Origin of the sequence: Dolichospermum sp. LEGE 00246 (assembly GCF_015207865.1) — a bacterium.
GTDB classification, from domain to species: Bacteria; Cyanobacteriota; Cyanobacteriia; order Cyanobacteriales; family Nostocaceae; genus Dolichospermum; species Dolichospermum heterosporum.
The window spans coordinates 1-26,505 of sequence record NZ_JADEWA010000003.1 but is presented as its reverse complement, the minus strand read 5'-3'; the positions used below and the strand labels follow the sequence as shown (position 1 = coordinate 26,505).

The 26,505-nt window shown below is 37.9% G+C and carries 19 protein-coding genes and 1 CRISPR repeat array; of the genes, 12 read left to right on the top strand and 7 right to left on the bottom strand.

What is annotated here, in order from left to right; all coding sequences use genetic code 11:
- Positions 1–106 precede the first annotated feature (106 nt).
- The 3 genes from IQ228_RS00525 to IQ228_RS00515 form a co-directional block, all read right to left on the bottom strand.
- Positions 107–820: a hypothetical protein gene (locus IQ228_RS00525; RefSeq protein WP_338059031.1), complete on the bottom strand. Its 714-nt coding sequence runs from the start codon at positions 818–820 to the stop codon at positions 107–109.
- A gap of 96 nt (positions 821–916) precedes the next feature.
- Positions 917–3,004 (bottom strand): S-layer homology domain-containing protein, encoded by a 2,088-nt coding sequence (locus IQ228_RS00520; RefSeq protein WP_193961930.1) that lies wholly within the window; start codon positions 3,002–3,004, stop codon positions 917–919.
- A gap of 270 nt (positions 3,005–3,274) precedes the next feature.
- A complete protein-coding gene (locus tag IQ228_RS00515) occupies positions 3,275–4,462 on the bottom strand; it encodes a YafY family protein (protein ID WP_193961929.1) in 1,188 nt (395 codons plus the stop codon).
- Between the two features lie 215 nt (positions 4,463–4,677).
- Between IQ228_RS00515 and csx18 the strand changes: the two genes are divergently transcribed.
- From csx18 to IQ228_RS00455, 12 genes are all read left to right on the top strand, one after another.
- Positions 4,678–4,953, top strand: coding sequence for a CRISPR-associated protein Csx18 (gene csx18 / locus IQ228_RS00510; RefSeq protein WP_039203886.1), 276 nt, complete (start codon positions 4,678–4,680; stop codon positions 4,951–4,953).
- A gap of 200 nt (positions 4,954–5,153) precedes the next feature.
- Complete coding sequence (gene cas1 / locus IQ228_RS00505; RefSeq protein WP_027404445.1) at positions 5,154–6,143, top strand: CRISPR-associated endonuclease Cas1; 990 nt, start codon at positions 5,154–5,156, stop codon at positions 6,141–6,143.
- A 20-nt stretch (positions 6,144–6,163) separates the two neighbouring features.
- The gene (gene cas2 / locus IQ228_RS00500; RefSeq protein ID WP_027404446.1) at positions 6,164–6,445 is read left to right on the top strand and encodes a CRISPR-associated endonuclease Cas2; all 282 of its coding nucleotides are present in this window, start codon (positions 6,164–6,166) and stop codon (positions 6,443–6,445) included.
- 207 nt (positions 6,446–6,652) lie between these two features.
- Positions 6,653–10,580: direct repeats of the CRISPR family, unit length 36 nt; unit sequence ATTCCCACTCGCTGGGGATATTAATTGAATGGAAAC.
- A gap of 386 nt (positions 10,581–10,966) precedes the next feature.
- A complete protein-coding gene (cas10, locus tag IQ228_RS00495; protein WP_193961928.1) occupies positions 10,967–14,089 on the top strand; it encodes a type III-B CRISPR-associated protein Cas10/Cmr2 in 3,123 nt (1,040 codons plus the stop codon).
- A complete protein-coding gene (locus tag IQ228_RS00490; protein ID WP_193961927.1) occupies positions 14,089–15,213 on the top strand; it encodes a type III-B CRISPR module-associated Cmr3 family protein in 1,125 nt (374 codons plus the stop codon). Before cas10 ends, IQ228_RS00490 begins: the two co-directional genes overlap by 1 nt.
- The gene (gene cmr4 / locus IQ228_RS00485) at positions 15,206–16,081 is read left to right on the top strand and encodes a type III-B CRISPR module RAMP protein Cmr4 (RefSeq protein WP_193961926.1); all 876 of its coding nucleotides are present in this window, start codon (positions 15,206–15,208) and stop codon (positions 16,079–16,081) included. Before IQ228_RS00490 ends, cmr4 begins: the two co-directional genes overlap by 8 nt.
- A gap of 14 nt (positions 16,082–16,095) precedes the next feature.
- On the top strand, positions 16,096–16,614 hold the full coding sequence (locus IQ228_RS00480) for a hypothetical protein (protein ID WP_228043613.1): 519 nt from the start codon (positions 16,096–16,098) through the stop codon (positions 16,612–16,614).
- Entirely contained in the window at positions 16,614–18,341 is a 1,728-nt protein-coding gene (locus IQ228_RS00475; RefSeq protein ID WP_027404451.1) for a hypothetical protein, read from the top strand. Before IQ228_RS00480 ends, IQ228_RS00475 begins: the two co-directional genes overlap by 1 nt.
- 39 nt (positions 18,342–18,380) lie before the next feature.
- Positions 18,381–19,865 carry a hypothetical protein gene (locus IQ228_RS00470; protein ID WP_193961925.1) on the top strand — a complete coding sequence of 495 codons (1,485 nt, stop codon included), beginning with the start codon at positions 18,381–18,383 and terminating at the stop codon, positions 19,863–19,865.
- Positions 19,849–21,375 carry a hypothetical protein gene (locus IQ228_RS00465; RefSeq protein ID WP_193961924.1) on the top strand — a complete coding sequence of 509 codons (1,527 nt, stop codon included), beginning with the start codon at positions 19,849–19,851 and terminating at the stop codon, positions 21,373–21,375. The genes IQ228_RS00470 and IQ228_RS00465 overlap by 17 nt, the downstream gene beginning before the upstream one ends.
- Before the next feature lie 7 nt (positions 21,376–21,382).
- A complete protein-coding gene (locus IQ228_RS00460; RefSeq protein WP_193961923.1) occupies positions 21,383–21,586 on the top strand; it encodes a hypothetical protein in 204 nt (67 codons plus the stop codon).
- A 74-nt stretch (positions 21,587–21,660) separates the two neighbouring features.
- A complete protein-coding gene (locus IQ228_RS00455) occupies positions 21,661–23,052 on the top strand; it encodes an amidase (protein ID WP_193961922.1) in 1,392 nt (463 codons plus the stop codon).
- Between the two features lie 170 nt (positions 23,053–23,222).
- On the opposite strand, the gene IQ228_RS00450 is transcribed toward IQ228_RS00455, so the two are convergent.
- From IQ228_RS00450 to IQ228_RS00435, 4 genes are all read right to left on the bottom strand, one after another.
- A complete protein-coding gene (locus tag IQ228_RS00450) occupies positions 23,223–23,708 on the bottom strand; it encodes a hypothetical protein (protein ID WP_027404455.1) in 486 nt (161 codons plus the stop codon).
- Between the two features lie 144 nt (positions 23,709–23,852).
- Positions 23,853–24,146, bottom strand: coding sequence for a P-II family nitrogen regulator (locus tag IQ228_RS00445; RefSeq protein WP_193961921.1), 294 nt, complete (start codon positions 24,144–24,146; stop codon positions 23,853–23,855).
- A gap of 4 nt (positions 24,147–24,150) precedes the next feature.
- Positions 24,151–25,140: a sodium-dependent bicarbonate transport family permease gene (locus tag IQ228_RS00440; protein WP_193961920.1), complete on the bottom strand. Its 990-nt coding sequence runs from the start codon at positions 25,138–25,140 to the stop codon at positions 24,151–24,153.
- 754 nt (positions 25,141–25,894) lie between these two features.
- Positions 25,895–26,467, bottom strand: coding sequence for a pyridoxamine 5'-phosphate oxidase family protein (locus tag IQ228_RS00435; protein ID WP_027404458.1), 573 nt, complete (start codon positions 26,465–26,467; stop codon positions 25,895–25,897).
- Positions 26,468–26,505 lie beyond the last annotated feature (38 nt).

Here is a 26,505-nt window from a genome sequence, read left to right as displayed (position 1 = left end):
ATTGGTTATTGGTCATTGGTCATTGGTCATTGGTCATTAATAACAACTGACAACTGACAACGAACAACTGACAACTGACAACTGACAACTGACAACGAACAACTGACTAAAATGCCAACTCCAATCTTTCACTGGTCATGGATTTGAGTTTGGAGGTGAAGGATTCGGTGCGATCGCTCTTTTGGGGCATAAACTGACCGATAGGAGGATGATTGGCTGTTGCTGTGAGCATCAACGGTTGGGCGGGTGGGGGTGAAATTTCCTCAATAACTTGCTTTTGTCTGATATTTCCGGTTAATTGCCCAGAAGAAGAGTCTGGGACTGGGCTTTTTGGAGCATAGTCTCGGTTTTCTTCTATTGGCTGTAAATTCTTATTTATTTGATACTTATAACTCACTGGAGCAGGTAATAAACGAAGATTTTTATATTCTTCCATCCTGATTTCCTGTTTAGTGGGTGGTAAAACTTGTAGAGGCGCAGAAGTGAGCCGTTCAGGGAATTTGCTACAAATCATGCGCTCAAATTCCATATTGAAATGGTAGGTTGTCTCGCCCTTTCGTCGCCAAAAGTTCAAGATTTGCTGTACAGATACGGCTTTATAACGACCTTGATACAAAGCTTCAATAACTGCCAAGTGTAACCAATGCAGGGGATATTCAGATTGCCATTGGTTAACCAACTCACTGGCATTGTATCCGTTGAGATCAAAGCTGTAGTGAGTTAATAACTTAGCTGCTAGTTCCGCAGGAGGTGCAAAAGTTTGAGTGACCGGGGCTGTTGTTAACATGGGCTGTGAGTTATAGGCAATAGGTATAAACATTGCACCCATCGCATCTAGTCTAACGTACTTTTAGCTACATGAGTGTTTTTTTTCACCAGCAGCAAAAGTTATAGGCAGTGTTTTCCATTCTACTTGTCAATTGCTGATATGCAAAACAATATATGGTGAGTTAATAACTTTTGTGCGTTGACTGGTGACTAATGCCTGATACACCATTGCAGCAACTTCAGCACGGGTGGCTTCTCTGGTTGGTGCTAGTAAATTGGGGTCGGGATAATTAACAATAATTTTTTGCTGGGTGGCGATGGTAACGGCTGTGCGGGCGTATTCGGGAATTTTCTCTTGGTCAATGTAGGTCAGGGTTTTTTGATCACTTGCCACAAGTCCCAGTCCGTTGACTAGGGAGACGATGACTTGCAGCCGTTGGACGTTTTGGGTAGGACGGAAGGTGCGATCGCTAAATCCGCCGACAAAACCGCCTCTGGCTGCAACTTCAATGGCGTTAGCTGCCCAAAAATCCTTGGCTATGTCTGTAAATTCTGGGGACGGACGTTTGGCTGGGGGATTAAAGGCGGCAGCAATTAAAGCTGTATATTGGGCGCGGCTCATGGCTTGATCTGGTTGGTATGTGCCATCAGCAAAACCCTGGGTTAAGTTCATACTAACTAATGCCCGAATAAATGGTTCTGCCCAATGACCAACAATATCGGAAAAAGAGGGAATCTCTGTCTCTGGTTTGACAATATAGGCGGAGGGGAGGGGATTTTCTTGACCGGTGGCGACTAATGCCTGATAAATTAGGACTGCGATTTCCGCGCGGGTAATTTCCCGCAGTGGCTCTAATTGATCTGGTTGGGGATAATTGACGACTAATAGTTTTTGCGTAGCTACGGTAGTGGCATTGGTAGCGTAGCTGGGAATTTGGGCGCGATCGCGGTATACCATTAAGACGTTAGGATTACCACCACTCAAGTTTAAACCGTTGACAATGGAGACTATTGCTTGAATTTTGGTGATGTTGTTTCCGGGTCGAAATGTGCCATCGGGAAAGCCTTTCAAAAAGCCTCTATCGGACGCACTGGCTATGGCTTTGGCAGCCCAAAAGTCGGATTTGACATCTTTGAATTTATCTAGTTGATTACTTTCTGGTAGTTGGAATGTTTTGGTGATTAAGGCTGCGTATTGGGCGCGGTTAACGGGTGTGGCTGGTTGAAAAGTGCCGTCGGGAAACCCGTTAATAATATCTTTACTGACTAAGGCTTCGACGAAGGCTGCTGCCCAATTTCCTTCTAAATCAGCAAATCTACTGCTAACTCCAATTTGACTGGGGGTGTCAGCGGTAGCAGCAATGAAATCTATCGCCCCAATTACCTGGGGAATACTTAATTGATTACCGACGGAGATAATTTTTTGATCTGTGACATTTTGTAAATCGAATTTACCCTGTTCTCGAAAAATGTTGTCGGCTGGGTCTTGGGGACTGCCTAAATCGGGAGTGGCATTACCGGCGATTAACAGACCGCCTTGGGTATTGCTGGTGATGAGATTTCGCCGTAATACTGGTTTAGCATCACGAGATAGGGCGATCGCTGTCCCATTGGCTGAAAGTTGGTTATTGGCGACTAAAGGGGCGGCAAGGTCACTAATGGCTATGCCTAAAGCATTATTTTGAAATCCATTCCGCAGCACTTCTCCCTTGCTATTCTTGGCTATGACTAACCCACAGACTTTGTTATTAATAAACAAATTATCCACAATCCCTGGTTTGCTATTGCCGGTAATAAAGATTCCTTCTCTAGTACAGTCCTTAAATGTACTATTAGCTACAGTCGGTATTGATGATTCAATCCACGCCCCAGTCCCTTTGTTTCCAGGATTCATCACTGTCACACCTAAAAGACTGGCATCACCTAGTAAGAGTAATGTAACATTCTGTATTCCAAAACTAGAGCTTTGATATTCCCCAGTGCCAGCAATAATCGTTTCCTGACCTTTATTTGCTTCATTTCCTACTACTAATACTCCCGGTGCAATGACTAAGGGAAATACTTCACCATTGGCTGTGCTATAAGTTCCACTTGCTAACTGAATAATAGTTGATGTTTTCGCTTGTTTAAGGGCGCGGGTAATGGTTTTAAGGGGATCAGGACGAGAACCAGTATTAGCATCGTTTCCTGTCACAGGATTAACATAGAGTGTGGCAACAAGACTAGAATTAACCATAAATTTTTAAACGAGCAGGGTTTTAATGGTGACATCCATAATTAACCATATTTTTAGCACAATCAGGAAGAAGGAAGAGGTTTTGGGCAACTTTACTTTTCGTTACATATTCCGGTTTTTTCCGGTTTATCTACTTAGGGACTTCCAATTAAAAAAATCCCCAAAAGTTTCTTGTGGTGCGGGACGAATTGCCCGCTAATTACCAAGGACAGGCAGGATGCCCATCCCACAAAATTGGGTAATTTATTTTTTGGTGATCCCTTAAGAGATTTACCTATCTCCATGAAAATAGCGGTCAAATAAAGCTTGTGTAGATTGGCGGTGTTGTTCTACTAATTGAGGGGGGGACAATATTTCTGCTTTGTCCATATAACGATAAACCCAGCGGCTAAATTCATTTAAAGACCGAGGTGGTAAATCTACAGTATATTCTATATAAGTATGTTGCCCAGTTTTATCAATTAATCCAGTGGTAATTTTTTGATGAGGATGACGACGATCTCCTTCTAAAATAAATGCTGATACTGGCGGAAAAAACCGGACTTTCACATGAATTAAGTTGAGAGTTCCTTCTAATTCTAATTTTTGCGGTTCTGGTTCACCTAAATTTAAACCCCAGCCATTTTCTAATAACTTATATGCTTTAACTAAACTTTCTTTTTGTTTTTCTAAACCCCTGGGCAGGATTTTCATAAAAATACAATGATTATTAAACCGGTTTAATCTTCCTATGGCTAAATGTCCATTTTCACAATATTCATACAGTAAATACCAAGCAATATCATGGTAAATTAATTGTAGGGGAAAAATCTGTATCCGTCCAATTCGATTAAAACCATAAAAGTCATTACTCCGAGAAATTTCAATGGCTTCTCCCTTACTAATAGCTTTTTCTAATAATGGCAATTTATGAAATAATGTATCGCGGGTTTCTCCCTGAGTTACCATTTCCTCCGGGTCGGTATGAATAATAGCCCGGTTAAGATGTTGCCGAGTAGGATAAAAAAAATCACCCTTGAGTTCCATATCTAACCCGCGTAATCTTTTACTCAGAGTTTCATGAATGCGTCTAGCTTGGGCATCACCTTGATATTGTGCTTGAGAGGCTAAAGCATTAAATGCTACTTTTAATTCTGCGATGGAAAGCGCACCAGTACCTAAATAATATCCCCAACGATACATCCGCCGATCAAGAATAGCGTAACGTCTCAGGGTTTCTAAATCTTTGCGTAATGTCGGAATTGCTGGATATTCTGGGGGTAATTCTATATCTAATTCTGCTGCTAATTTTTGCAGATATACTTTCACAGAACTAATTGCATCATGATTTTCATTATTACTGAGATCAAAAAAATCAGGACTACCTATACCTGGATATTTTAATAATGTAGCAATTAACAGCAGTAAGCGTTCAAACGCTAACCGTTCTGTATAGGGGTGAGCAGGTTTTTTAGGCATGGTAAAGGAATCACTGGCAGGAATTTATAGTAAATTAATCTCAATGCAAAAAGAAAATATTTAGAATGCTAATAAAAATTGGCTGTAAGCATTGTCAATATTGCTTTAGGGAAGATAACTATAATAATTTAGTTTATAACCTTTTTCTAGCTTTTGGCTAATTCTGCGGTTATGGTAGTCAATATCATTACTTTGAAGTCAGTCTTTTTAGCACCATGTATATTTCCCGACGTTCTGCCACTGTCAGAAATGTTTCTATATCTACTGTTAATGGTGGTATTACTTTAGTGATTTTGTTGATTGCACCTTTAGGTTTAGCAGCAGTAATCATTAATACTATGTTAGTCGCCGTCGCTACTTATATAGTTGCCAGTGCGGCCGATAGAGTTGTTTTGTGGTTAGAACCGGAACAGAATGCAGAATTAACATCTTCTGGAAACGGTGAATATCGTTCTCCCAAGAAATCTAATTTACAACGTTGGTGGCGTTAATAATGTAAGTTGCTAGTTAGGTAAATTGTCAGAAATGGCTAACGCCACGCTGCGCTATCAGGATGTCCAGGATTAAAGGATGAACAGGATGAAATTTCTGTTTTCATCACCAATTACCTATTACCAATTACCCATTACCCATTACCCATTACCAGCTTCAACGAGATAACTAGCAACTTGAGTTAATAATTGATAATTCCATGCAAACTCTTTATGTTTCTGAGCAGAATTGCTATGTGTGTTTACAGAAAGAAACTTTGCTAGTTAAGCAAGGGGAAACTATATATGCTGAAGTGCAGTTACCTCTGTTAGAGCAAATTCTGATCTTTGGGAAATCCCAATTAACAACCCAAGTTATTCGTGCTTGCTTATGGCGAGATATTCCTATTGCTTATTTATCACGCATGGGTTATTGCTATGGCAGAATTTTACCAATTTCTAGGGGATATCGGCAGTTATCACGTTATCAACAACAATTATCTCCTGTAGAAAAGTTGATTACTGCTAGGGCTATGATTAAAGGTAAGTTGAAAAATAGTAGGGTGTTGTTGCGAAGACAAAGGAAAAAAAAGGAATCGGAGCTTTTAGAACGGGTTTTACAAAGTTTAGATTATCTAGCTGACCAAGTAGCACAGGCTGATAATTTAGAACGGTTAATGGGCTTTGAAGGTGCGGGTGCGGCTCAATATTTTTCGGCTTTTAGTGAATGTTTAACAAACCCTGATTTTGTGTTTTCCGGTCGGAGTCGTCGTCCTCCAGGAAACCCAGTGAATGCGATGCTAAGTTTTGGTTATCAAGTTCTTTGGAATCATTTATTAGCGTTAATTGAAATTCAAGGACTAGACCCTTATTATGCTTGTTTACATCAGGCTCATGATGGTCATGCCGCCTTGGCTTCTGATTTAATTGAGGAGTTTCGCGCTCCTGTGGTGGATTCTTTGGTGATGTGGTTAATTAATCGGAAAATTATGGATGCTGGTGCTGATTTTGAGTTTAAAAATGGTGGTTGTTATTTGAATGATGGGGGGAGAAAAAAGTTTTTACGGGCTTTTCTTCAGCGCATGAATGAGGAAATTCAAACTGATGATATTAAACAACCTAAATGGGATTTGTTAACTCAACAGGTGAAGGCTTTTAAACAGTTTGTTTATAATCCCAGTCACCATTATCAACCCTATCGAATTAATTGATTCTTGCCGATGTTTGTGTTATGTTTTTGTATGTGATTGCCTATGATCTTCCTGATGATAAACGCCGTAAAAAGGTGGCTGATTTATTAGAAGGTTATGGTCAGAGGGTACAGTATTCTGTGTTTGAATGTCAGTTAAATACGGAAAAGTACAATGATTTACGTCGTCGGTTAAGGAAGATTATCAAGTTGGAGGAGGATAATGTCAGGTTTTATCCTTTGTCTCGTCATACTCTTTCCCAGGTGGAAACTTGGGGGGTTGGTGTTCCTGTGATTGAACCTCCGGGTTCGATTATTATTTAGTGATTTCTGATACTAGAGTGTGGTGTTGGCCGAAGGTCAGGTAAAATGGCTGAAGTGTTGATTTTATGGTTGTGAACTTCGGTTGCTTATTGGGTAAGGGTTACGCGGTTTTTAATGGCCGTTTTGTCGGCTGGTTGGCGGTGGTTTTTGCTGACCTTCGGAAAGTGGGTCTAGACTCCTTGCACAGTAAGGGGTTAAAATAAAGGGATTCCCACTCGCTGGGGATATTAATTGAATGGAAACTTGGCGCAGGAGTAGGTTTAGCTTTTGGCTGTCTAGGATTCCCACTCGCTGGGGATATTAATTGAATGGAAACTATATTACTTGCCAGCCAGAAAACTTATCATATAAAAACATTCCCACTCGCTGGGGATATTAATTGAATGGAAACTATCTTGTTCTTTAGACATAGATAGAATACCTTATAGATATTCCCACTCGCTGGGGATATTAATTGAATGGAAACGAAAAGGAGAGCCGAAGCCCTCCAGACAATTAACCAAAATTCCCACTCGCTGGGGATATTAATTGAATGGAAACTTCTGGCATTAAAGATAGGATTCAACAATCCTTTATTCCCACTCGCTGGGGATATTAATTGAATGGAAACGTCTATTTGCGCCCAGTTGGAATGATATCCTTGTAGGATTCCCACTCGCTGGGGATATTAATTGAATGGAAACAAGCAGGTATTTCTAGATAACCCAGCAATAGGCTTCCCTTATTCCCACTCGCTGGGGATATTAATTGAATGGAAACTTTGTTAAAGCTGACTGGATGCTACTAATAGCATCCATTCCCACTCGCTGGGGATATTAATTGAATGGAAACTCAAAAGGATTAAGCAGTAAGGAAGATAAAAAGTTATATTCCCACTCGCTGGGGATATTAATTGAATGGAAACTTAATTCCCAAAGAAATATTAAGGAACTGGGTAATGATATTCCCACTCGCTGGGGATATTAATTGAATGGAAACTTATCTTGGACGTATTGGCGGGCTTGTTCTACCATTCCCACTCGCTGGGGATATTAATTGAATGGAAACGCATATAGTGTTTTAAAGCTATTAACCTTATCTGCTTTAACATTCCCACTCGCTGGGGATATTAATTGAATGGAAACCTAACTTAGCTTTAAAACTTTTGTAAGTTCTAGCTATTATTATTCCCACTCGCTGGGGATATTAATTGAATGGAAACGCGTGTGTCATGATTGATTAGACCTTTTAGGTTGTGAGGCATTCCCACTCGCTGGGGATATTAATTGAATGGAAACTCTCCCTACGCTTCCACCCAAAATAAAGATGCCCTTCGTATTCCCACTCGCTGGGGATATTAATTGAATGGAAACATAAACTTCACCTTCGTACTTTTCGTAAGCTGGTTTAACGCGATCGCTCATTCCCACTCGCTGGGGATATTAATTGAATGGAAACTATTTTATTCAGGTTTGATGTTTGGCTTAACTATATAGTTATTCCCACTCGCTGGGGATATTAATTGAATGGAAACCATATTCGAGTGATAGCTTCAGGGTCTAATAGGATTATTCCCACTCGCTGGGGATATTAATTGAATGGAAACATCGAAGGTATAGTGCGTAATCTAGTTTCATATCTTTGATTCCCACTCGCTGGGGATATTAATTGAATGGAAACGTTCAATAGCAAAGAATCAAGTATAGCAGCAGGTACAATTCCATTCCCACTCGCTGGGGATATTAATTGAATGGAAACTGGTTATCTATCAGGTAATTACATGAAAACTAAAGTAAAAGTTGATTCCCACTCGCTGGGGATATTAATTGAATGGAAACTTTGGTAGCATAACGTTAGCAAAGATGCTGGCTACTTCAATTCCCACTCGCTGGGGATATTAATTGAATGGAAACTGTATCTAATGGTCAAGCTGGATTTTTAGAAATAGAATTCCCACTCGCTGGGGATATTAATTGAATGGAAACATGAACTTAACATAACTTTAATCTCCAGAATTGTAATTCCCACTCGCTGGGGATATTAATTGAATGGAAACATTATTGCTGTACCAGGTGGTAAATATATAGGAATTCCCACTCGCTGGGGATATTAATTGAATGGAAACTTGTGTTGAACTCTACCAAGCCCCAATTGCACCTCGCACAATTCCCACTCGCTGGGGATATTAATTGAATGGAAACTTTTTGGACAACCTACAACGGCAGCAAATAGAGCTTGCAGGAAGATTCCCACTCGCTGGGGATATTAATTGAATGGAAACTTTAGGTAATACTACCATAGACAGTGTTTTAGAAAATCTCAAATTCCCACTCGCTGGGGATATTAATTGAATGGAAACTAATTTGTTTTTCGCTACCTTGAAAAACTAAAGATTCCCACTCGCTGGGGATATTAATTGAATGGAAACCTAATGGTAGATAACTTGGCTCTTTGAGCAATACTTATTCCATTCCCACTCGCTGGGGATATTAATTGAATGGAAACAAATGAGCAACTATCAGAAGCGGTTGATGAGTTGTTATTCCCACTCGCTGGGGATATTAATTGAATGGAAACCTAAAAAATCATATTCTTTAATCGCAACATCTACATTCCCACTCGCTGGGGATATTAATTGAATGGAAACCCAAGTAGTCCTAATAATGATGATCGCAGGTCTACTTTTTTATTCCCACTCGCTGGGGATATTAATTGAATGGAAACAATAGAACAGAATCAAGAAGGTTCTCAATTATTAAAATTCCCACTCGCTGGGGATATTAATTGAATGGAAACAAACTACCATTTTGGTAGTAGTGGGAAGTCAAACTTTAATTCCCACTCGCTGGGGATATTAATTGAATGGAAACAAACCCCGCTTTGCTGACGTTGCCAGTTACTTGTTTCAATTCCCACTCGCTGGGGATATTAATTGAATGGAAACAGCAATGTTAAGGCTTTATTGGGCGATAGATTTGGTGAATTCCCACTCGCTGGGGATATTAATTGAATGGAAACGGTGAAGCACCTAACAGCTCGCCTTACTTCCTCTATTCCCACTCGCTGGGGATATTAATTGAATGGAAACCCCTCTTTGAGTTCTCTTTGAGTTCTATGTTGAAGAATGCTAGAAAGAAATTCCCACTCGCTGGGGATATTAATTGAATGGAAACCTTGTCTAGAGGTTTCTCTGAGGTATTTAGCTTTCTTAATTCCCACTCGCTGGGGATATTAATTGAATGGAAACTAACGACTTCAAACCAGTGCCGATTGAATATAGTTCCAATTCCCACTCGCTGGGGATATTAATTGAATGGAAACAAAAGCTGCATCCATATCATCTTTGGAAAACTCTTCATTCCCACTCGCTGGGGATATTAATTGAATGGAAACATGAGGCAAGCGATCTATTCGCTCACTAGTGACGATCAAATAATTCCCACTCGCTGGGGATATTAATTGAATGGAAACGAGCTTTTAATTTCCATTGATAACTAGGGAAAGCTATTCCCACTCGCTGGGGATATTAATTGAATGGAAACATCAAATCTGTCTACTGAAGGAGCATTAGGTTTGTACTTTTATTCCCACTCGCTGGGGATATTAATTGAATGGAAACATGATTTCGTACCATCTAACTACGTTTGGGCTATAGCACCGCATAATAATTCCCACTCGCTGGGGATATTAATTGAATGGAAACTTTAAACTGTTTTCAAGATGGTTCTCGGCAGCATATATTCCCACTCGCTGGGGATATTAATTGAATGGAAACTCTTCTACAGTGAAAGCAGAACCTTCTGGGTTACCTTTAAGAGTATTCCCACTCGCTGGGGATATTAATTGAATGGAAACATCTTCAGTTATACGCACTCCAGATGTTTCATAGTATTATTCCCACTCGCTGGGGATATTAATTGAATGGAAACTTGAAGAGCTGAAATCGCCTCTTCGTCTAGTTCACGTATTCCCACTCGCTGGGGATATTAATTGAATGGAAACGCATTACGGATTACAACGGCAACTGAACCGCCGTAATACTGATTCCCACTCGCTGGGGATATTAATTGAATGGAAACTTGATTCTGACTGCGATCGCAAGTCTTTTTGTTGCTTTTATATTCCCACTCGCCAGGGATATTAATTGGATAAAAGCGTGCGATCGCTAATAAAGCCGTGTTTGTTTTAACCTTAAAAAATGCTGCCAACAAAAGTTAATACAATACATTTAAACTACTAAGCGTAGTTTAAAGAAAAACTAGAGTTTAGTACCTGCATAAATAAGAACCGATGTCAAAAACAAGAAAATATTTGTAATAAAATTACAATATGCAGGAAAACCCTTGCAAATAAAGCATTTTAGGGATTATCTAGAGAAATGTAGCAATATTTTATATTGATGGACAAATACCGAATTAAGACTATACAATGCATATATCAGATACATAGAGGAATTACTAATGTAGCAATATTTTATATTTATGGACAAATACCGAATTAAGACTATACAATGCGTATATCAACTACATAAAGGAATTACTAGTGTCAGAAGAATATTGGCGGGCTAAAATCTGGGGTTTACTACATGACCCTATATTAAAGGCATTACATAACAATAGTGGTCGGGGTAAAAGTAGCTTCTATAAACAGTTAGAAGTTATGAAACCTTGGGTTGATGCTGGGAAAACCCCTGGTAAATCTGGTAAAGCCCTAGAAAATATATTATTAGCTGACTATATTGCCTCAGCTAGTGATAGGTCAGCCATAGGTAGTGTTACAGCTAGTATAAATTATGCTCCACGCAAAACCCGTGATAAGGGCTTAGAGATTACACATTTATTATCGGGTGCAAAACAGGATTTTAGAATCCAACTACATGAAGAACTTATAAAATCCAAACGTAAAGAATACTTGTCAGATAAAGAAGAAAAACTACTATTGCAAACTGTACCAGAAGAATTACAGACGGAAGATATTAAACATAATATTCCCAAAATTAAAGAATTATATTGGTGGTTATGGCGTTGTTTACCCGAAGCAACCTGTGACTTATTTAAGGATAATTCCTTAATGTTAATGCCCGCAGAAACCCGAATTCCTGATGCTTCAATTTGGAGTCATGCTAGTATGACATCAGCTTTAGCAGGGGCATTGGCAGGATATGATTTAACATTAGATGAAGTTAAAAATTGGCCAAAAGGAAAGGAAGTTTCTCATCCTTATTTAGCCGTATTCAGTTTTAGTCCAGTACAGGAACTAATTAAAGCCAGTCGGAAAATGCGCGACTTTTGGGCAGGTTCTTGGTTACTGCATTATCTATCTGCCAAAGTTTGTTGGGTACTAGCAAATCAGTATGGACCAGATGCGTTACTTTATCCCAGTCTTTATCAACAACCATTAATTGACCATTGGTTATTACAAAAATATCCAGAATTTAAGGATTTGATAAAAACACCATCACCACAATCATTATTAACCGCAGGGTTTCCTAATGTTATAGTCTTAGTATTACCCAAAGATAAAGTTCAATCTGCCATGCAGACAGCCCAACAAACGCTGTTAGAAGAATGGTTAAAAATTGGAGATTTAGTATTTAATGAATTGCATGATCAGCGGCATTGGATGAAACAGTTAAAATCCAATCATACTACTTGGAAAGGTTGGTTAAAATCCCAATGGCAATTTTATTGGACAGCAGTACCAATTGGTAAACAAGGAATAAACCTGAAAAGTTCCGCAATTGATGAACAAAAAGATCAAGAATTTCAAAGCTGGCTAAATGCCCAAAACGAAGCATACAATTTAAGAACCAAAGAAAATCAACTTTTTAAAGATAAAGAATTAGACTTACTAAGAGAAGCACATAAAAGACGTTGGAAAAATTATCAAAGAGGTTTTAGTGCTAACATTGGTTCATGGTGGGGTTATATATTCGATGCTACCCGTGCTAGTTTAGCCTCTGTTAAAAATGCTAGAAACTGGGAAATGCTTACAGCATTTGGACCCCGTTCTACTATTTCTGGTATTGGTCCAGTGGTTAATCCTGGTAGCAGGATACAGGATAAAAAAGATTGGATAACAGAAGGTGAAACCAAAAAATTATGGGAAGAACAAGCAGGATTATTTGATGGTACAGAACAGCTAAATGCTACAGAAGTAGTTAAGCGTGGTTTACATACAATATTGCCCAAATTATTAGGAATAAAAGAAGAAGATATTGCAACATCTTATCCAGATTTAACCTCCGGTGTTGCTGGTTATTTAAAGTTTAATGAAGAAAAGCAAAAGCATGAACATCAAGAAAAATTTGATCATGTTTGTATCGCCATAATTGAGGCATTTTCCAGCACTAAAGCAATAATTGACGAAATGTATAAAAAATGGGGTATTCCTTGGATAGATAATTCAAATTCTCAGAAATATCATTGTCGCTTGTTGAATGCTGGTTGGTTAGTAGAGGATTTGCAAACTCCAGAATTAAATATATTACAAGTACAATTAGATAAAGCTAATGAAGAAAATCAAGAGATCATTAGAAAACAAATAATTGCCAAAAAACGTGATTATCGTGAACAAATTCAAAAGATAATTACTAAAGATTATCCCAGCAATAACCCGTCAGATTGGTACGTATTAGCAGCCGGTGATGGTGATGGCATGAGTGAATGGCTAAAAGGTACAAAAATGAAAAATTACGGTGATTACATTCCCTCAACATTATCAGTTAAATTAGAGAATTTCCCCGACTTCCTAGAACTTAAAAAAAGAATGGGACCTAGCACCCACAGCGCATTAAGTCGGGCATTATTAGACTTCTCTAATCAATTAGTTCCTTACCTCACTCAAACCCGCTATGCAGGTAAACTAATTTACGGTGGTGGTGATGACGTTTTAGCCTATACGAACCTCTGGGAATGGGATAAATGGTTGTGGGATATCCGCCAATGTTTTAAAGGTGCAGAAGATCCCCATGAAGAGTTTAGTAACAGTGGGGATTATTGGAAATATTTAAAAGATGATGGTGAAAAAGTTGGTTTAGTTGATCGTCCATTATTTACAATGGGAAGTGAAGCCACAATTAGTTTTGGTGTTGTAATTGCCCATCATTCAGTACCGTTGGCAATAGCTTTAGAAAGTCTCTGGGAAGCAGAAGCAAAAGCCAAAGATCATGTTTATCTTGATAAGAATGGTGAAAAAAAAGCAAAAGACGCTGTACAAGTGCGGGTATTATACAGCAATGGTAATACCTTAATGTCTACTGCTAAATTTTGTGTTTTTCATCAGTGGCAGAAATTAATCACAAATGATTTAGAAAGTGCGATATTTGAACAAGCTGCAAGTTTATGGAGTCAACACCCCGCGCCGAGCTTAGAAGCCATTGTACCTTGGACTAGATTGTTTTGCGATCGCCGTGACCAATTCCAAAATGATGAAGAGGCGAAAAAAGACTTTCAAGAAAAGTTAGCGAACTTTTTAACAGCGTTGTTTATTACTTCTTTGACAGATTCTAATAAATCTACTCGGCGATTAGAAATCGCGTCTACACAGACAAAACCCACCTGCTTGGGTTATTCGGAAGGTTTAGATGATGAAATTCAAAGTTGGTTAAAACTAGCAGCATTTGTGAAACGTAACCGCGATATCAAATTAGGAGGTGATAATTAATGCACTGGTACAAACTGACACCACTGGATATCTTAATGTTAAGGGATGCCAAACCATTTTCACCACAGGAAAGGGCTTGGGCAGGTAGTGTATTTCCTCCCAATGGTCATACTATCGCTGGGGCATTGCGGGGTTTATTAGGAGACGAGAGATTTAATATAATTGGTCCATTCCTTTGTTATAAGAACACAGAAAACACCTTATATCTTCCCCGTCCCTTGGGGTTTGTGAAATCTACAGCCCTTGTACCTTTGAAATGGGAAACCAAATCTCATATAAATAACGCCTTATGGGATGAAACACAACCTTGTCCATTAGTTAGACCTGATAATAGTAAAGATGAAGATGAGGAAGAAAACTATAATTCTGGCAAAGAACAAAGCCATAAATTTAGACAATATTTACCATCCTGTGTTGTTAAGGAATATTTAAAAACCGGGAAAATTGATAAACATTGTTGGACAGTAGTTGATGGTACTCACGAAAATAAACCCTGGACAATAGAAACCCGTTCTCATAATAGTATTGAACCCGGAACAAAACAAGTCAAAGATGCCGATGGTTACTTTGTGGAAAATGCTATTAGACTGCATCAAAATTGGAGTTTTGCCATAGGAATTAATCAGAAAATAGAAACACCTGTTACAATCAGATTGGGAGGAGAAGGACATAGAGTAAGGGTAGAATCTTGTCCAGAATTGGGGGAACAATGGCAAGATTTACAAACTATTTCAGATAGTAATTTTCAAGCTGATACCAAATCAATAGCTTATTTAATTACTCCTGGTGTTTTTGAAAGACCGCACACAAATAAGCATAATCAAAAGGTTTCCTTATGTCGTCCTTATCCCTGGGAATGGAAACTCAAGGATGGTAATTTTGTGAGTATGTCCACAGATAAACCAGTCCCAATCAGTTGCAGAATCAGGGTTAAAGAGGATAAAACAAGTATTCCTGCACCCCAGGTTTTTGCAGCACCACCGGGAAGTTTATACTATTTGAATAAACCTCAAGGATTATTTCAGGATCATACTGATTCTCGGATCAATAACTGGCGACAATTGGGTTATTCGGAAATGTTGTGGATTAAATATCAAGAAAAAAGTGAGGAGAAAAATGCCTGATTTTAGAGTTGGTTATATGTACAGTCTTGCACCTATTCATTGTGGAGGTGAAGGAGACTTAGGTAATATCTTAGAAATTGCCCGTGAAGTACATACAAATTTCCCTTATATTCCTGGTTCTTCCCTACGTGGTAGCCTGAGAGATGGAGTAGAAATATTAGATAAAATGGCAGCAGAAACTCTATTTGGCAAAGAATTAGACGTAAAAGGTCAAATGGGAGTTCATCAAGTTTGGTTTGGAGATGCAAGATTGCTATGGATTCCTATGCGAACCATGTCAATTAATGATAGAGATGTTTTTATTTGGGTTAGCTGTCACTCATTAATTCGTGATCATGCCCTAATTTCACGTCAAAAAGCAGCAATATTTCCTAATCATGCTGTGGGTAATCGTGCAGGAGTTTATTCTGTCGCTGATGCTCAAATCCAAGTTGCATTGTTATCAGATGAGCAAAAACAAGCTATTTCTTTAACAGGATGGCCAGATTCATTAAAGAATGCTGTTAAACCTACTTGGGACAGTAATTTAATTGTTTTACCTGATGCAGATTTTCAAGTATTAATGGAACATTCCCTCTGGACACAAGTTCGTAACAAAATTCAGGATAATAAAGAAGGGGTAAATCCAGAAGGTTCTGCTGAGATTTTTTGGACAGATATTTGTATTCCCAGAGACACTATTTTTTATTATCCTTGGGGTTATAGTTTACTCAAAAATAATCCCATAATAGAAAAACAACACAACTTACTAATTAGTGTTTTACAAGAATTATTTCAAGTAGGTGGACAAGCCAATGTAGGAAGGGGTTGGGTTCAAGGTTGGACAAATCATCTTACATCACCCATTAAAGACAATGTTACAGCCTAAAGGAATATAAAATTATGTCTAAGTCTAAACATTCAAATAAGGCTAATTCTCCAAAACCAGCATCAAGTATTACGGCAAAACCTCCAACTCCTTCTGAAACTGTGAAAGTTGAAACTGTTAAGAGTAATAATAACTCTTCTCTAGTTTTACCAGAACAAATGAGTTTGACCGCTCATGAACATATTCAAAAGTATTTGCGAAAATACAGAAAACAGAAGTTAGATAAAAATGATTTAACTGCTGTTTTAAGGTTATCTCAACATTTAAGAGTTTTTGGTTTACTATCTGCGGTTGGTTATGTCAATCAGTCTAACGAGCAAGAAGGTGATGTGAGAAAGCGTACTGTACCCGTGTGGGAATCATTACTAGGTCAGATGGTAGATCAAGATAACCCACTTAATAAAGAAGAACTGATGGCACAAATAGTAGACATCACAAGAAATAAACCGCAAGAATATATGCTGACTTGGCGGAAATCTTTGTTATTAGCTAACCATTGGAATTTTTGGGCTAGAGCCTATCAGGAGGATTAATGTATACAGGTATTCAATTAATTAATTTACTGGAAAAGCAACATCAAAAGCGATCGCAATCTGGCTTATTTAAAAAAGACACTTTTACCATCCAGTGGCGTGCTAAAGTCGGTTCATTTCCTCATCCAGATGTAGAAACTATTGTTTCTGCTGGTGAACCTTGTGGTGTATGGCGGACAACTCAAGGACGACCAGAAGATAAACGGAATATTGGGGATAATTGGCAACAATTAAGAAGCCTTCCACTCAATGGTTATATTCCAGGGTCTTGTATCCGAGGTTTAGTAAGAGCATGGGCAAAACAAAGACCAGAAATTCTACCAAGAATGTACCAGCTTTTGGGCTATCAAGAAAACGATAAAATTACTGCTGGGAAAATTGAATTTCTTGATGCTTGGCCAGAAACAGCAACTAAATTAACATTAGATATTGTTAATCCTCAACAAGAATTTCAGGTATATCATCAAGGACAATGTACACCATTGTCTCTTTACACTTTAGGTAATGGTCAAGATGCAATTCCTGTGATACTTGCAATTAGAGGAATACCCGGAAAAACAACAGATGAAGAAGTAAGCGAAGTTTGGGAATGGGTGCAACAAGCACTAACTTTATATGGAGTTGGTAGTCGCACCGCTTCTGGATATGGAACTTTAAAAACTTCTGTTTCTTCACAAAATCCTACTCCTGACCCTAATTATCTAGTTAAACAATTTGAATTTAGCCTTTATAGTCAGGGTAATGCTGGTCCAAATATTCAAACAATGGAATTACGTCCTTCACATTGGCGGGGTTGGCTGCGTTCTTGGTTGATACGGTTTTTCTTAGGAGTAATGCCGGAAAATCTCGCTAAATTGACTGTGGCTGAACTTATGGGAGATATAGATGCAGGAGATGGGAAAAGTCGCAAAGGTTGTGTACGTCTGCAAATGATTCAAGGTAAAACATGGGGGGAAAGGTCTGAGAATCAACCATCTTTTTATCTATGGAAAGGTAAATTACAAATTAGCGCACCAAAAGATATCCTCAATAAAATCATTTTGCCAATAATCCGCTTTGCAGTCATGGTTGGCGGTGTTGGTCGTGGTTGGCGTAGACCATTGCATATATTTCACATGAATAATGGTAGAGCAGCTTCTAGAGGAACACAGTTAATATTGACTCATAAATTAAAAGATCAAAACAGTGGTGAACTGAAATCTAAAAACTTCGGGTTTCCTCTTGATACAACAACTTGGACAAAAGCTTATAGTGATTGGTTAACAGCAGCAAGAAATCATTGGAGTGACAGAATATCAATCAATAATTGTAACATCAGAGCCGAAGTCTTTTCACCTACTACTTGTGCAATTTATGTAGTTCCTCGTCCTGATGTGAACCCTATAGATATTAATTCATTGGAATGGAAAAACATGGATGCAGTTAATACCCGTGGAGATGGAATGGATTTAATTTATCAGAATAATGAAAATCAAAGGTATAAACGTAATCCAGATTTAGGAGGTAATGCAGCAGGTGGAGGAAATGCACATTGTTCTTGGGCAAGTATTAAACGGGTAAATATTCCCAACATACAAGAAAAAACCAACTGTCAAGAAATTGTTTGCTTATTTATGGGTGGACAAACACCAAATGCTAATCATGTGCGATCGCGCTTTCTCCGTGATTTAGAAAATATCAATGGTAATGTACATTTATTTGGTGTTCAGCCTCCAGCAGAAATTTAATACTCTAAGAAAATACTACTCAATATAACTTGATTAAATATGAAATCAGTTTTAATTGCCACAATTGGCACTAGAGATTTAATGTTCCAAATCGCCTCTTGTGAATGGTTCAATGTTGGTAACGATAGAGTCCAAAATGGGGAAATTATTGCTGAACAATTAGAAGTAATTTCTGATTTGGGTTTAAAGGATAATACAACTTTTCGTGATTTAACTAAATACCTATTAGATCATATTGAAAAACATATAAATCACATCCAACCGCCAATTATTGGTAAGATGTTTATTGAACAAGCATCAAACATTGAAAAAGTTTATTTGATAGCTACTGATCAGGAAAAAAACGTCAAACAAAGAGAAAAAGATACATTGTATTCAGCCGAACTAATTAAACAATGGCTGATGCACAAATTTAGTCATCTTCATAATGACAATGTTCACATCATTTTACTAGGTCAAGATGGTACTAATCCCTCAATTTTTGAGGATATGTTTAATTGGTGGCGAAAAATTTGGAAAAATACAATTACTGTTAATAAAAGTCAGTCTGTTTGGGTATGTTTGAAAGGAGGGGTGGGTCAAACTTCTGAAGCAGCAAGGATTTCAGGGCTTAGTTTTTATGGTGATCGTATTCAGTTCTTTGAATTTAAGGAAAATACACGCGCAAATCGTAATGGTATCCCATCAGATTATAGTGGTCCATTTTTAGGTACTAACTATCTTTGGGATAGAACCCAAAAACAGGCTTTAAAATTATTAGAAAGCTATGACTATACAGAAGCTTATGATTTACTAGAACCTTATTTTCAACAACCATCTGCTAATTTTGGAGCAATACCTAATTTATTAAAAGCTGGTAAATTATGGAATCAAGGACAATTTGAAGGATTCTTATCTCTTGCTAAAAGTTCTACACAAATATCTAGTGTAGAAGGCAGATTATGGATGGCTTATGAACAAGCCTATTTAGGTGTAATTCGTCTTAAACAGATGAATACCACAGAAGCAATGTTACACAGTTATCGAGCTATTGAAGGTTTATTATATTGGTGGGCTGCTGATTCTTTTTCAGATCATGTTCAAGAAAGAAAAAATCAATATCCATTAATTAAAGATTCTATTTTGCAAAAATATCCATCTTTGAAAAGTCATTTTAATAGACCAGAACCTAAAAGAGAAGTTAATCTACAAGGACGGCCACTAGTAGAAGATTTACTAAATGCTGCTATTCCTAAAACAGCAACCAGTATTGATTTTAAAGCATTTTGGGGTTCGGCTAAAGATGCAAGAAATAATTTTTCTCATCGTTTAGGTGGTTTGGCAAAAGAAGATATTTTTACTGCTTGGGGTAACGATATAACTAACTCACAACAGTTGCAAAAAAGGATTCTCAACTGCATTAATTTAGTCACTAAAAAATCATTTAAAACCTTATCGCAAGCTAGTATTTTTTCTCAAGTTCATACACAAGTTTTAGAAGCAATAGAAAAACAAGAAATCATTAATTATGACAACAACAAATAACACAAATCAAGTTAGCACCCTGATCATTACCGTAGGAACTCGACAAATAGGCTGGCGTTGTCAAGATGGTATTATCCGTTCCTTTGGTGCAGATGGTAATATTAGTTATCCTCCACATATTAACGAACTCTATCAAGAATTAGGAATAGAACGGGGTAAACATCAAGATGAAGATGGTAAAACCTATCCTTGGAGTGGTCGAGATTTAGGTAAAAGATATTATGATTACTGTCAAGAATGGTTAGGTGGTGATTTTAGTAATGTTGAATTATTGTTAGATAAAACTGTCATTGAAGGAGGAGTAAAACAAGGTTTAAGACATATTATTCTTTGGGGAACAGACCAGCCGGAAAATATTACTTGGAATTTTCGCCGATTAGATACTTTATGGTTAGCAGAATTAATAAAAGGAAAAATTAAAAGTTTATTTCCTGATATCAGAGTTGATGTTCACGCCCCAAAAATTAATGCTGGGAATAGTGATGAAATTCGAGAAGAATTAGAACAACTGGTTTTGAAAGAAGCTATAATTACCAACGAGAATCAAGAATTTATTCTATGGATTCAAACTAAAGGATGTACCCCTGTAATTGCTTCTAATGTAGAAATTTGTGCAGCCGCTTTAGTACGTCAATATCAAGTATTTAATGCTAGTCCTAATGAACCAAAGGAATTTTTTACTACTTTAGAAAATGGTTTAGTTACTGCTAATCATTCCCAAACTTTCAGTTTAATTTCTATGGCTGAATATTTTTGGTCGCTAGAAAAAGTAAAAATTCAGTCTGCTTGGGAACGGGGGGATTTTTCAGAAGCACAAATTTGGCTGAAAGTCCATCAACATCGTCATCCAGTATTATATAAATTAGCAGGGTTTTTAGCACAATATAGTAATTGGGAATCTAATAAAGATTTTTACCAAAAACTCAAAGATTGGGTGAGTTCTAAGGATGTATCTAAATTAGTCAATGCAGAACAAGTTGAAAATTGGAAAACCCAACTGCAAAAGCTGCAAGATGACAAAATTACTAATTTATGGGAGTCTACCCTGATATTAGAATTAGCATTAAATCGGGAAAACTACACCACAGCATTTATTCAATTTGTCCAGATTTTAGAACAATTATTATATCTGCAATCTATCAATCAAAAATGGTATGTCAAAGGTTGGATAGTTAATCATCAAGATGAAGCTACCCTACAACAATTAATGCAAGGTTGGTGTATTTACAAAAAATTCAAAGAAGATAATAAATGGTCAAAATTAATGGCCGATATTAGGAAAAAGCGCAACACAATTATTCATGATGGCGAATCTATAACTTCAACGAAAATTGGCTATCTTTGGGCTAACAATGGATTTGACGGGGTTAAGATACCAACAACACCAGAAATCATTAAAAAGCTGATGATGGGACTACTCAAGGAAGTTAGCGCTCCCCCCAATCTCAACAATCTATTAATGCGCTCTTTGTATCAATGGGGATTGCAATACTTAGAAAATACAATTTAACCAATAATTGAGCGATCGCCCATACATCAGAGCCAAACAGTTAACCGTTGGGAAAATAGGCATTTTCAACCTTCACTATTGCTATGAAGTTGATGCAACAAAAGCTTCAAAAATCCTGCCAAATTCAGAGGGAACAGAAAAAACTCATGTTTTTGAAAAGATGGAAATAATGGCACTGTTTTTTCAGACTCAGCATCTTTTTTTTGACTGAAGCTCTAAACTGGTGAAAATGAGTGTTTATTACCCATCACCCATTACCTGTTCCCTTTTTTGCAACAAGTTAAAATGAATAACAATGATTTAGCTTTTACTCCGGCTTTAGAGTTAGCACAATTAATCCGTCTACGGGAGGTGTCGCCGCTGGAGTTGGTGGAAGTATATTTGGAAAGAATTGAACGCTTGAATCCCCAATTGGGGAGTTATTTTACAGTTACGGCAGATTTAGCGATCGCTGATGCTAAACATAAAACCGAATTACTAACTACAACTTCAGAATTACCGCCGTTTTTTGGTGTGCCAATTTCTATTAAAGATTTAAGTGCAGTGGCAGGTGTTACTTGTACTTATGGAAATCCAGCACTGTTAAACAATATTTCCAATCATGATGATGGCGTGGTGACGAAAATTAAACAAGGGGGATTTATTATTCTGGGTAAAACCGCAACTTCTGAATTAGGTTCTTATCCTTACAGTGAACCTACGGGATTTCCCCCAGCCAGAAACCCTTGGAATTTGGCATATACGCCGGGTGGTTCTAGTGGTGGTGCAGCGGCATCGGTAGCAGCAGGATTAAGTGCGATCGCTCAAGGTTCAGATGGTGGTGGTTCGGTGCGTGGTCCGGCGGCTTGTTGTGGTGTTGTGGGCATCAAACCAGCCAGGGGAAGAGTTTCTAAAGCCCCTGTAGGCGATCGCTTGGGGGGCATCGCTGTTGATGGTCCCCTTGCCCGCACGGTGGCGGATGCAGCCGCTATGTTAGATGTAATCTCTGGCTACGTTACTGGTGATCCTTATTGGCTACCAGATCCCCAACCATCATTTCTGTCTGCAACTCAAGTTAAATTAGATCCTTTAAAAATTGCTTTTAGTACCAATATTCTCCCCTTTGGAGAAGCTGACGCTAACTGTCAACAAGGAGTATTAAAAACCGTCGAGTTATTAGCACAATTTGGACATCAAGTTGAGGAAAAATACCCAGATTTTAGCAATTTAATCGAACCATTTAAAGTAGTTTGGCAAGCGGGAATCGCAGCAGCGGGAATCCCGTCACCAGCTTTGCAACCTTTGAACCAATGGTTATTCGCCAAAACCGGTTCTGTGGCTGAATATCTGCAAGCACTTTCCCAAATGCAAATTGTCTCTCGGCAAATTATCACCTTTTTTGATACTGTAGATGTATTGGTATTACCAGTTTATTTACATTCCCCCATTCGCGTCGGTGAATGGGCAGATTTGAGTCCAGAAGAGACATTCGCCAAAATTGTCCACTGGGTCGCGCCTTGCCCTGTCGCAAATGCTACCGGATTACCTGCGATCGCCCTTCCCGTCGGTTTTGATAGCAATGGTTTACCCCTGAGTGTGCAGTTAATTGGTAAACCTGCGGCTGAGTCTACCCTCATTAGTCTAGCAGCCCAATTAGAAGCCGCTAACCCTTGGATTCAACACCAGCCATCACTTTAGGAGGTAGGGGCGCAGGGCCTGCGCCCAAAATATCTCCATATTCAATCCTGTTAATCCTTCAATCCTGAGCATCCTGATTCAGACAATAATCTAGAAAACAGAAAGTTGGCAAATATCGCCATATTCAATCCTGTTAATCCCTCAATCCTGAGCATCCTGATTCAGACATTTTAACTAGCCAGTTTTGCCTGTTCACGAGCATCAACAACCAAAACTAAACAAAGTGCTGCCACTGCTTTTTCCCATTCTTCACGCACTTTTACATCTTCCACACCATCAAACAAACCCACCAACCGGGGAACAGCTTGTTCTAAAGCTGCGTGGGGAACGGGACGGTGTAATTCAACCAAATGATTGATACTTTCCTGATTATTAAGAAAACCAACTACCCATTTTGTTGTATGGTCTGGACTATCAGGAACATTCTGAACACCTAATTCATTTTTTAGCCAATCATAAAAAAGTGGTAAATGTTCAGATAAAACTGCACCGGCTGTAGGTAAGGTTTTTTTGAGTAAGCTAACATCTAAACTGTCTAATTCTTGTTTTAAAGCCGGTGAATTCAGCACCTCATTTAAGGGTGTGGAAAGTATTGTTTCTATTTCCGATTCCGAAAAATCTAAATTTTGAGTGAAAGTTGCAATTAAAGATTTCATTTTGTAATGTACAATGATTATAGTAATGTAGAATTATAACCTATTACCGGGTAATCCTGCATCTATTTCTTTTGTACCGGAGCATTCGCCAAAATTCATCGGAAAATTAGATTTTATTTGCTGATTGTTATTTACAAAAGTTAATTAATCTACGATTGATTTAACATCAGCAGCAATACATACACCACCATATTTTTTGATAATTGGTCGAACAGCTTCAGCTATTTGCCGTTCTTGTTCTTCATTGCAAATAGTCATGACATAACCATTGGTAAGTGCATGACCTTCTAAATCGCCAATAACTCGACCTCTGTATCCCTTACCTGTGACATCCTCAATAATTGTATATCCAGAAACACCTATATGATCTAGAATTTTTAACACCTTTTGTAGTTCTAAAGAATTGATAATTATTTCGACTTTTTTGAAAACTTGCACCTGATTATACTCCTATTGTCTTAATAATGTTGAAATACAAAGGTATACCAACAATAATATTAAACGGAAAAGTGATAGCTAAAGCCATAGATACATATAAACTGGGGTTAGCTTCAGGAACAGTCATTCGCATGGCTGCGGGTACGGCGATATAAGAAGCACTAGCACAAAGTACGGCAAACAAAAGAGCATTTCCTTCAGACATCCCAATTAATTTACTAATAAAGATACCAATCATGGCATTAAATACAGGCATAAAAATGCCAAAAGCAATTAAGAAAATACCTGTATTTCTCAAGTCTTTGATTCTTCTAGCAGCTACCATACCCATATCTAGTAAAAAGAATGATAGCACTCCATAGAATATATCTTGGGTAAATGGATGTAATTTTTCCCAACCCTTTTCTCCTGTGAGAATTCCCACTATTACACTACCAATGAGGAGAAATACAGAACCATTTAAAAAGGCTTCTCTTAATACTTCAGCCCAAGAAAACTTTTCTGCTTCTCCTTCTCCTGCTTCTAACTGACTTTTAGCAAAGAATCTCACTAAGACAATTCCCACAATAATTGCTGGAGATTCCATGAGTGCTAAAGCAGCTACCATGTGTCCACTAGAATCAATATTGAGAATTTTGAGAAAAGATTGAGCCGTAATAAAAGTAACGGCACTAATAGAACCATAAGTTGCAGCAATAGCGGCTGCATTATAAGTATCTAGTTTCAGTTTTAAAATGAAAAATGAGTAAATAGGAACAACAGAAGCCATGAATATAGCCGCTAAAAGAGTGAGGACAATTTCTGGATTAATGGCACTTTCTTCAATTTCATATCCACCCTTAAAACCAATTGCGAGTAGCAGGTAAAGAGAAAATAATTTGGGTAATGGTTGGGGAATTTCCAAATCAGATTGCAGAAAAATCGCCAGCATTCCTAAAAAGAAGAATAACACTGGCGGGTTTAAAATGTTGGACAATAGGGGGCTAGAATTCATTTTTTATTAATTTGATTCTGAGTTCGTAATTTTATATTTCAGGCTTGACTTTCCAATATACCTGCTGATATAGTATTTTGCAAATGGGGAGCATAATTATTAATAATTTTAACTGCGTGAACTTCATCTGCGTCTTAGTGCTTATAAAGCGTACTAAGGACATATTGATATTCGCAAAAAACTTTTCCAGGGTCTTCTAAGACTTATTGAAGGAAGCAGGAATAAGTATATAAGTAATTGGACAAAAATATTTACAGTCATTGTGAGGGAAGGGAAGCAATCACAACCCTTGGAATTGCTTCATTTTACTTCGTTTCATATAGCTAACGCCACGCAACGCTTGCACAATAACATTGTGTAATTAAGTAGGTGAACACAATAAAACCAAACTGTGTAAAGAAACGTAAAATCCCCCAAACCCTCTTCACTCTTCACTCTTGCCTCTTGCCTTGCCGTAACGACAATTTTCAACGCCAACCTACTTAATTATGTCTCAATACTTATAACTCTGAATCAAAAATAGGCAGGGGAAACGCATCCAGAGTCATCCTTTACTGATATAATTAAAATCCATGTACAGTCATGGTTTTGGATTAAGCTGTTGTGCATTTAGTTTGTATAATTCTAGCGGGCAAGATGCCCGCACCACAAAGTTCAAGTAAATTATGGTTATCAAATTTAGCTGCGTAACAGCTTAACAAAAAGGATATTTGATCACAATAAAAGCGATAAAACCAACTAATCTCATCTATTCCTATCCGCAATCATCCACACTCTGGGATTTACTCAAAGGGGTTGATAATCCATCAATACTCATAAGATTCTTCTTTTGTTGATATTCCTTAACTCCTTCTTCCCCTTTCCTACTAGCCCAATTAACTAAAGTATCTCTTTGTCCTTGATATTCATACAGCGGGACACCAAAACCACAAGAAGTTTGCACTCGTTCAATATCTGCAATAATAATTTGTCGAGTTCCCGCAAGCGGAGGAAATAAAGGATAAAGAGAATCCCATTCAGGCGAACCCGGTAAAATAGTTTGTCCCTGACCATAAAGACGGAGAATACAAGCAGGTTCTTGAAAAGCGCAAAACATCAAGGTTATTCGTCCATTTTCCTGCAAGTGAGCAGATGTTTCATTACCACTACCTGTTACGTCTAAATAACCAACTCGGTGGGGGGAGAGAATCCGAAAACTTTCCAACCCCTTGGGAGAAAGGTTAACATGACCTACCGAACTTAGCGGCGCTGTCCCCACAAAAAATATTTTTTGATTAATAATAAACTTTTGCAGTTCTTCGGTGATTAAATCAAAAAGTTTAGCCATAATTGGTGGATGTTTTTTATAAATTTAGTATTTTATAC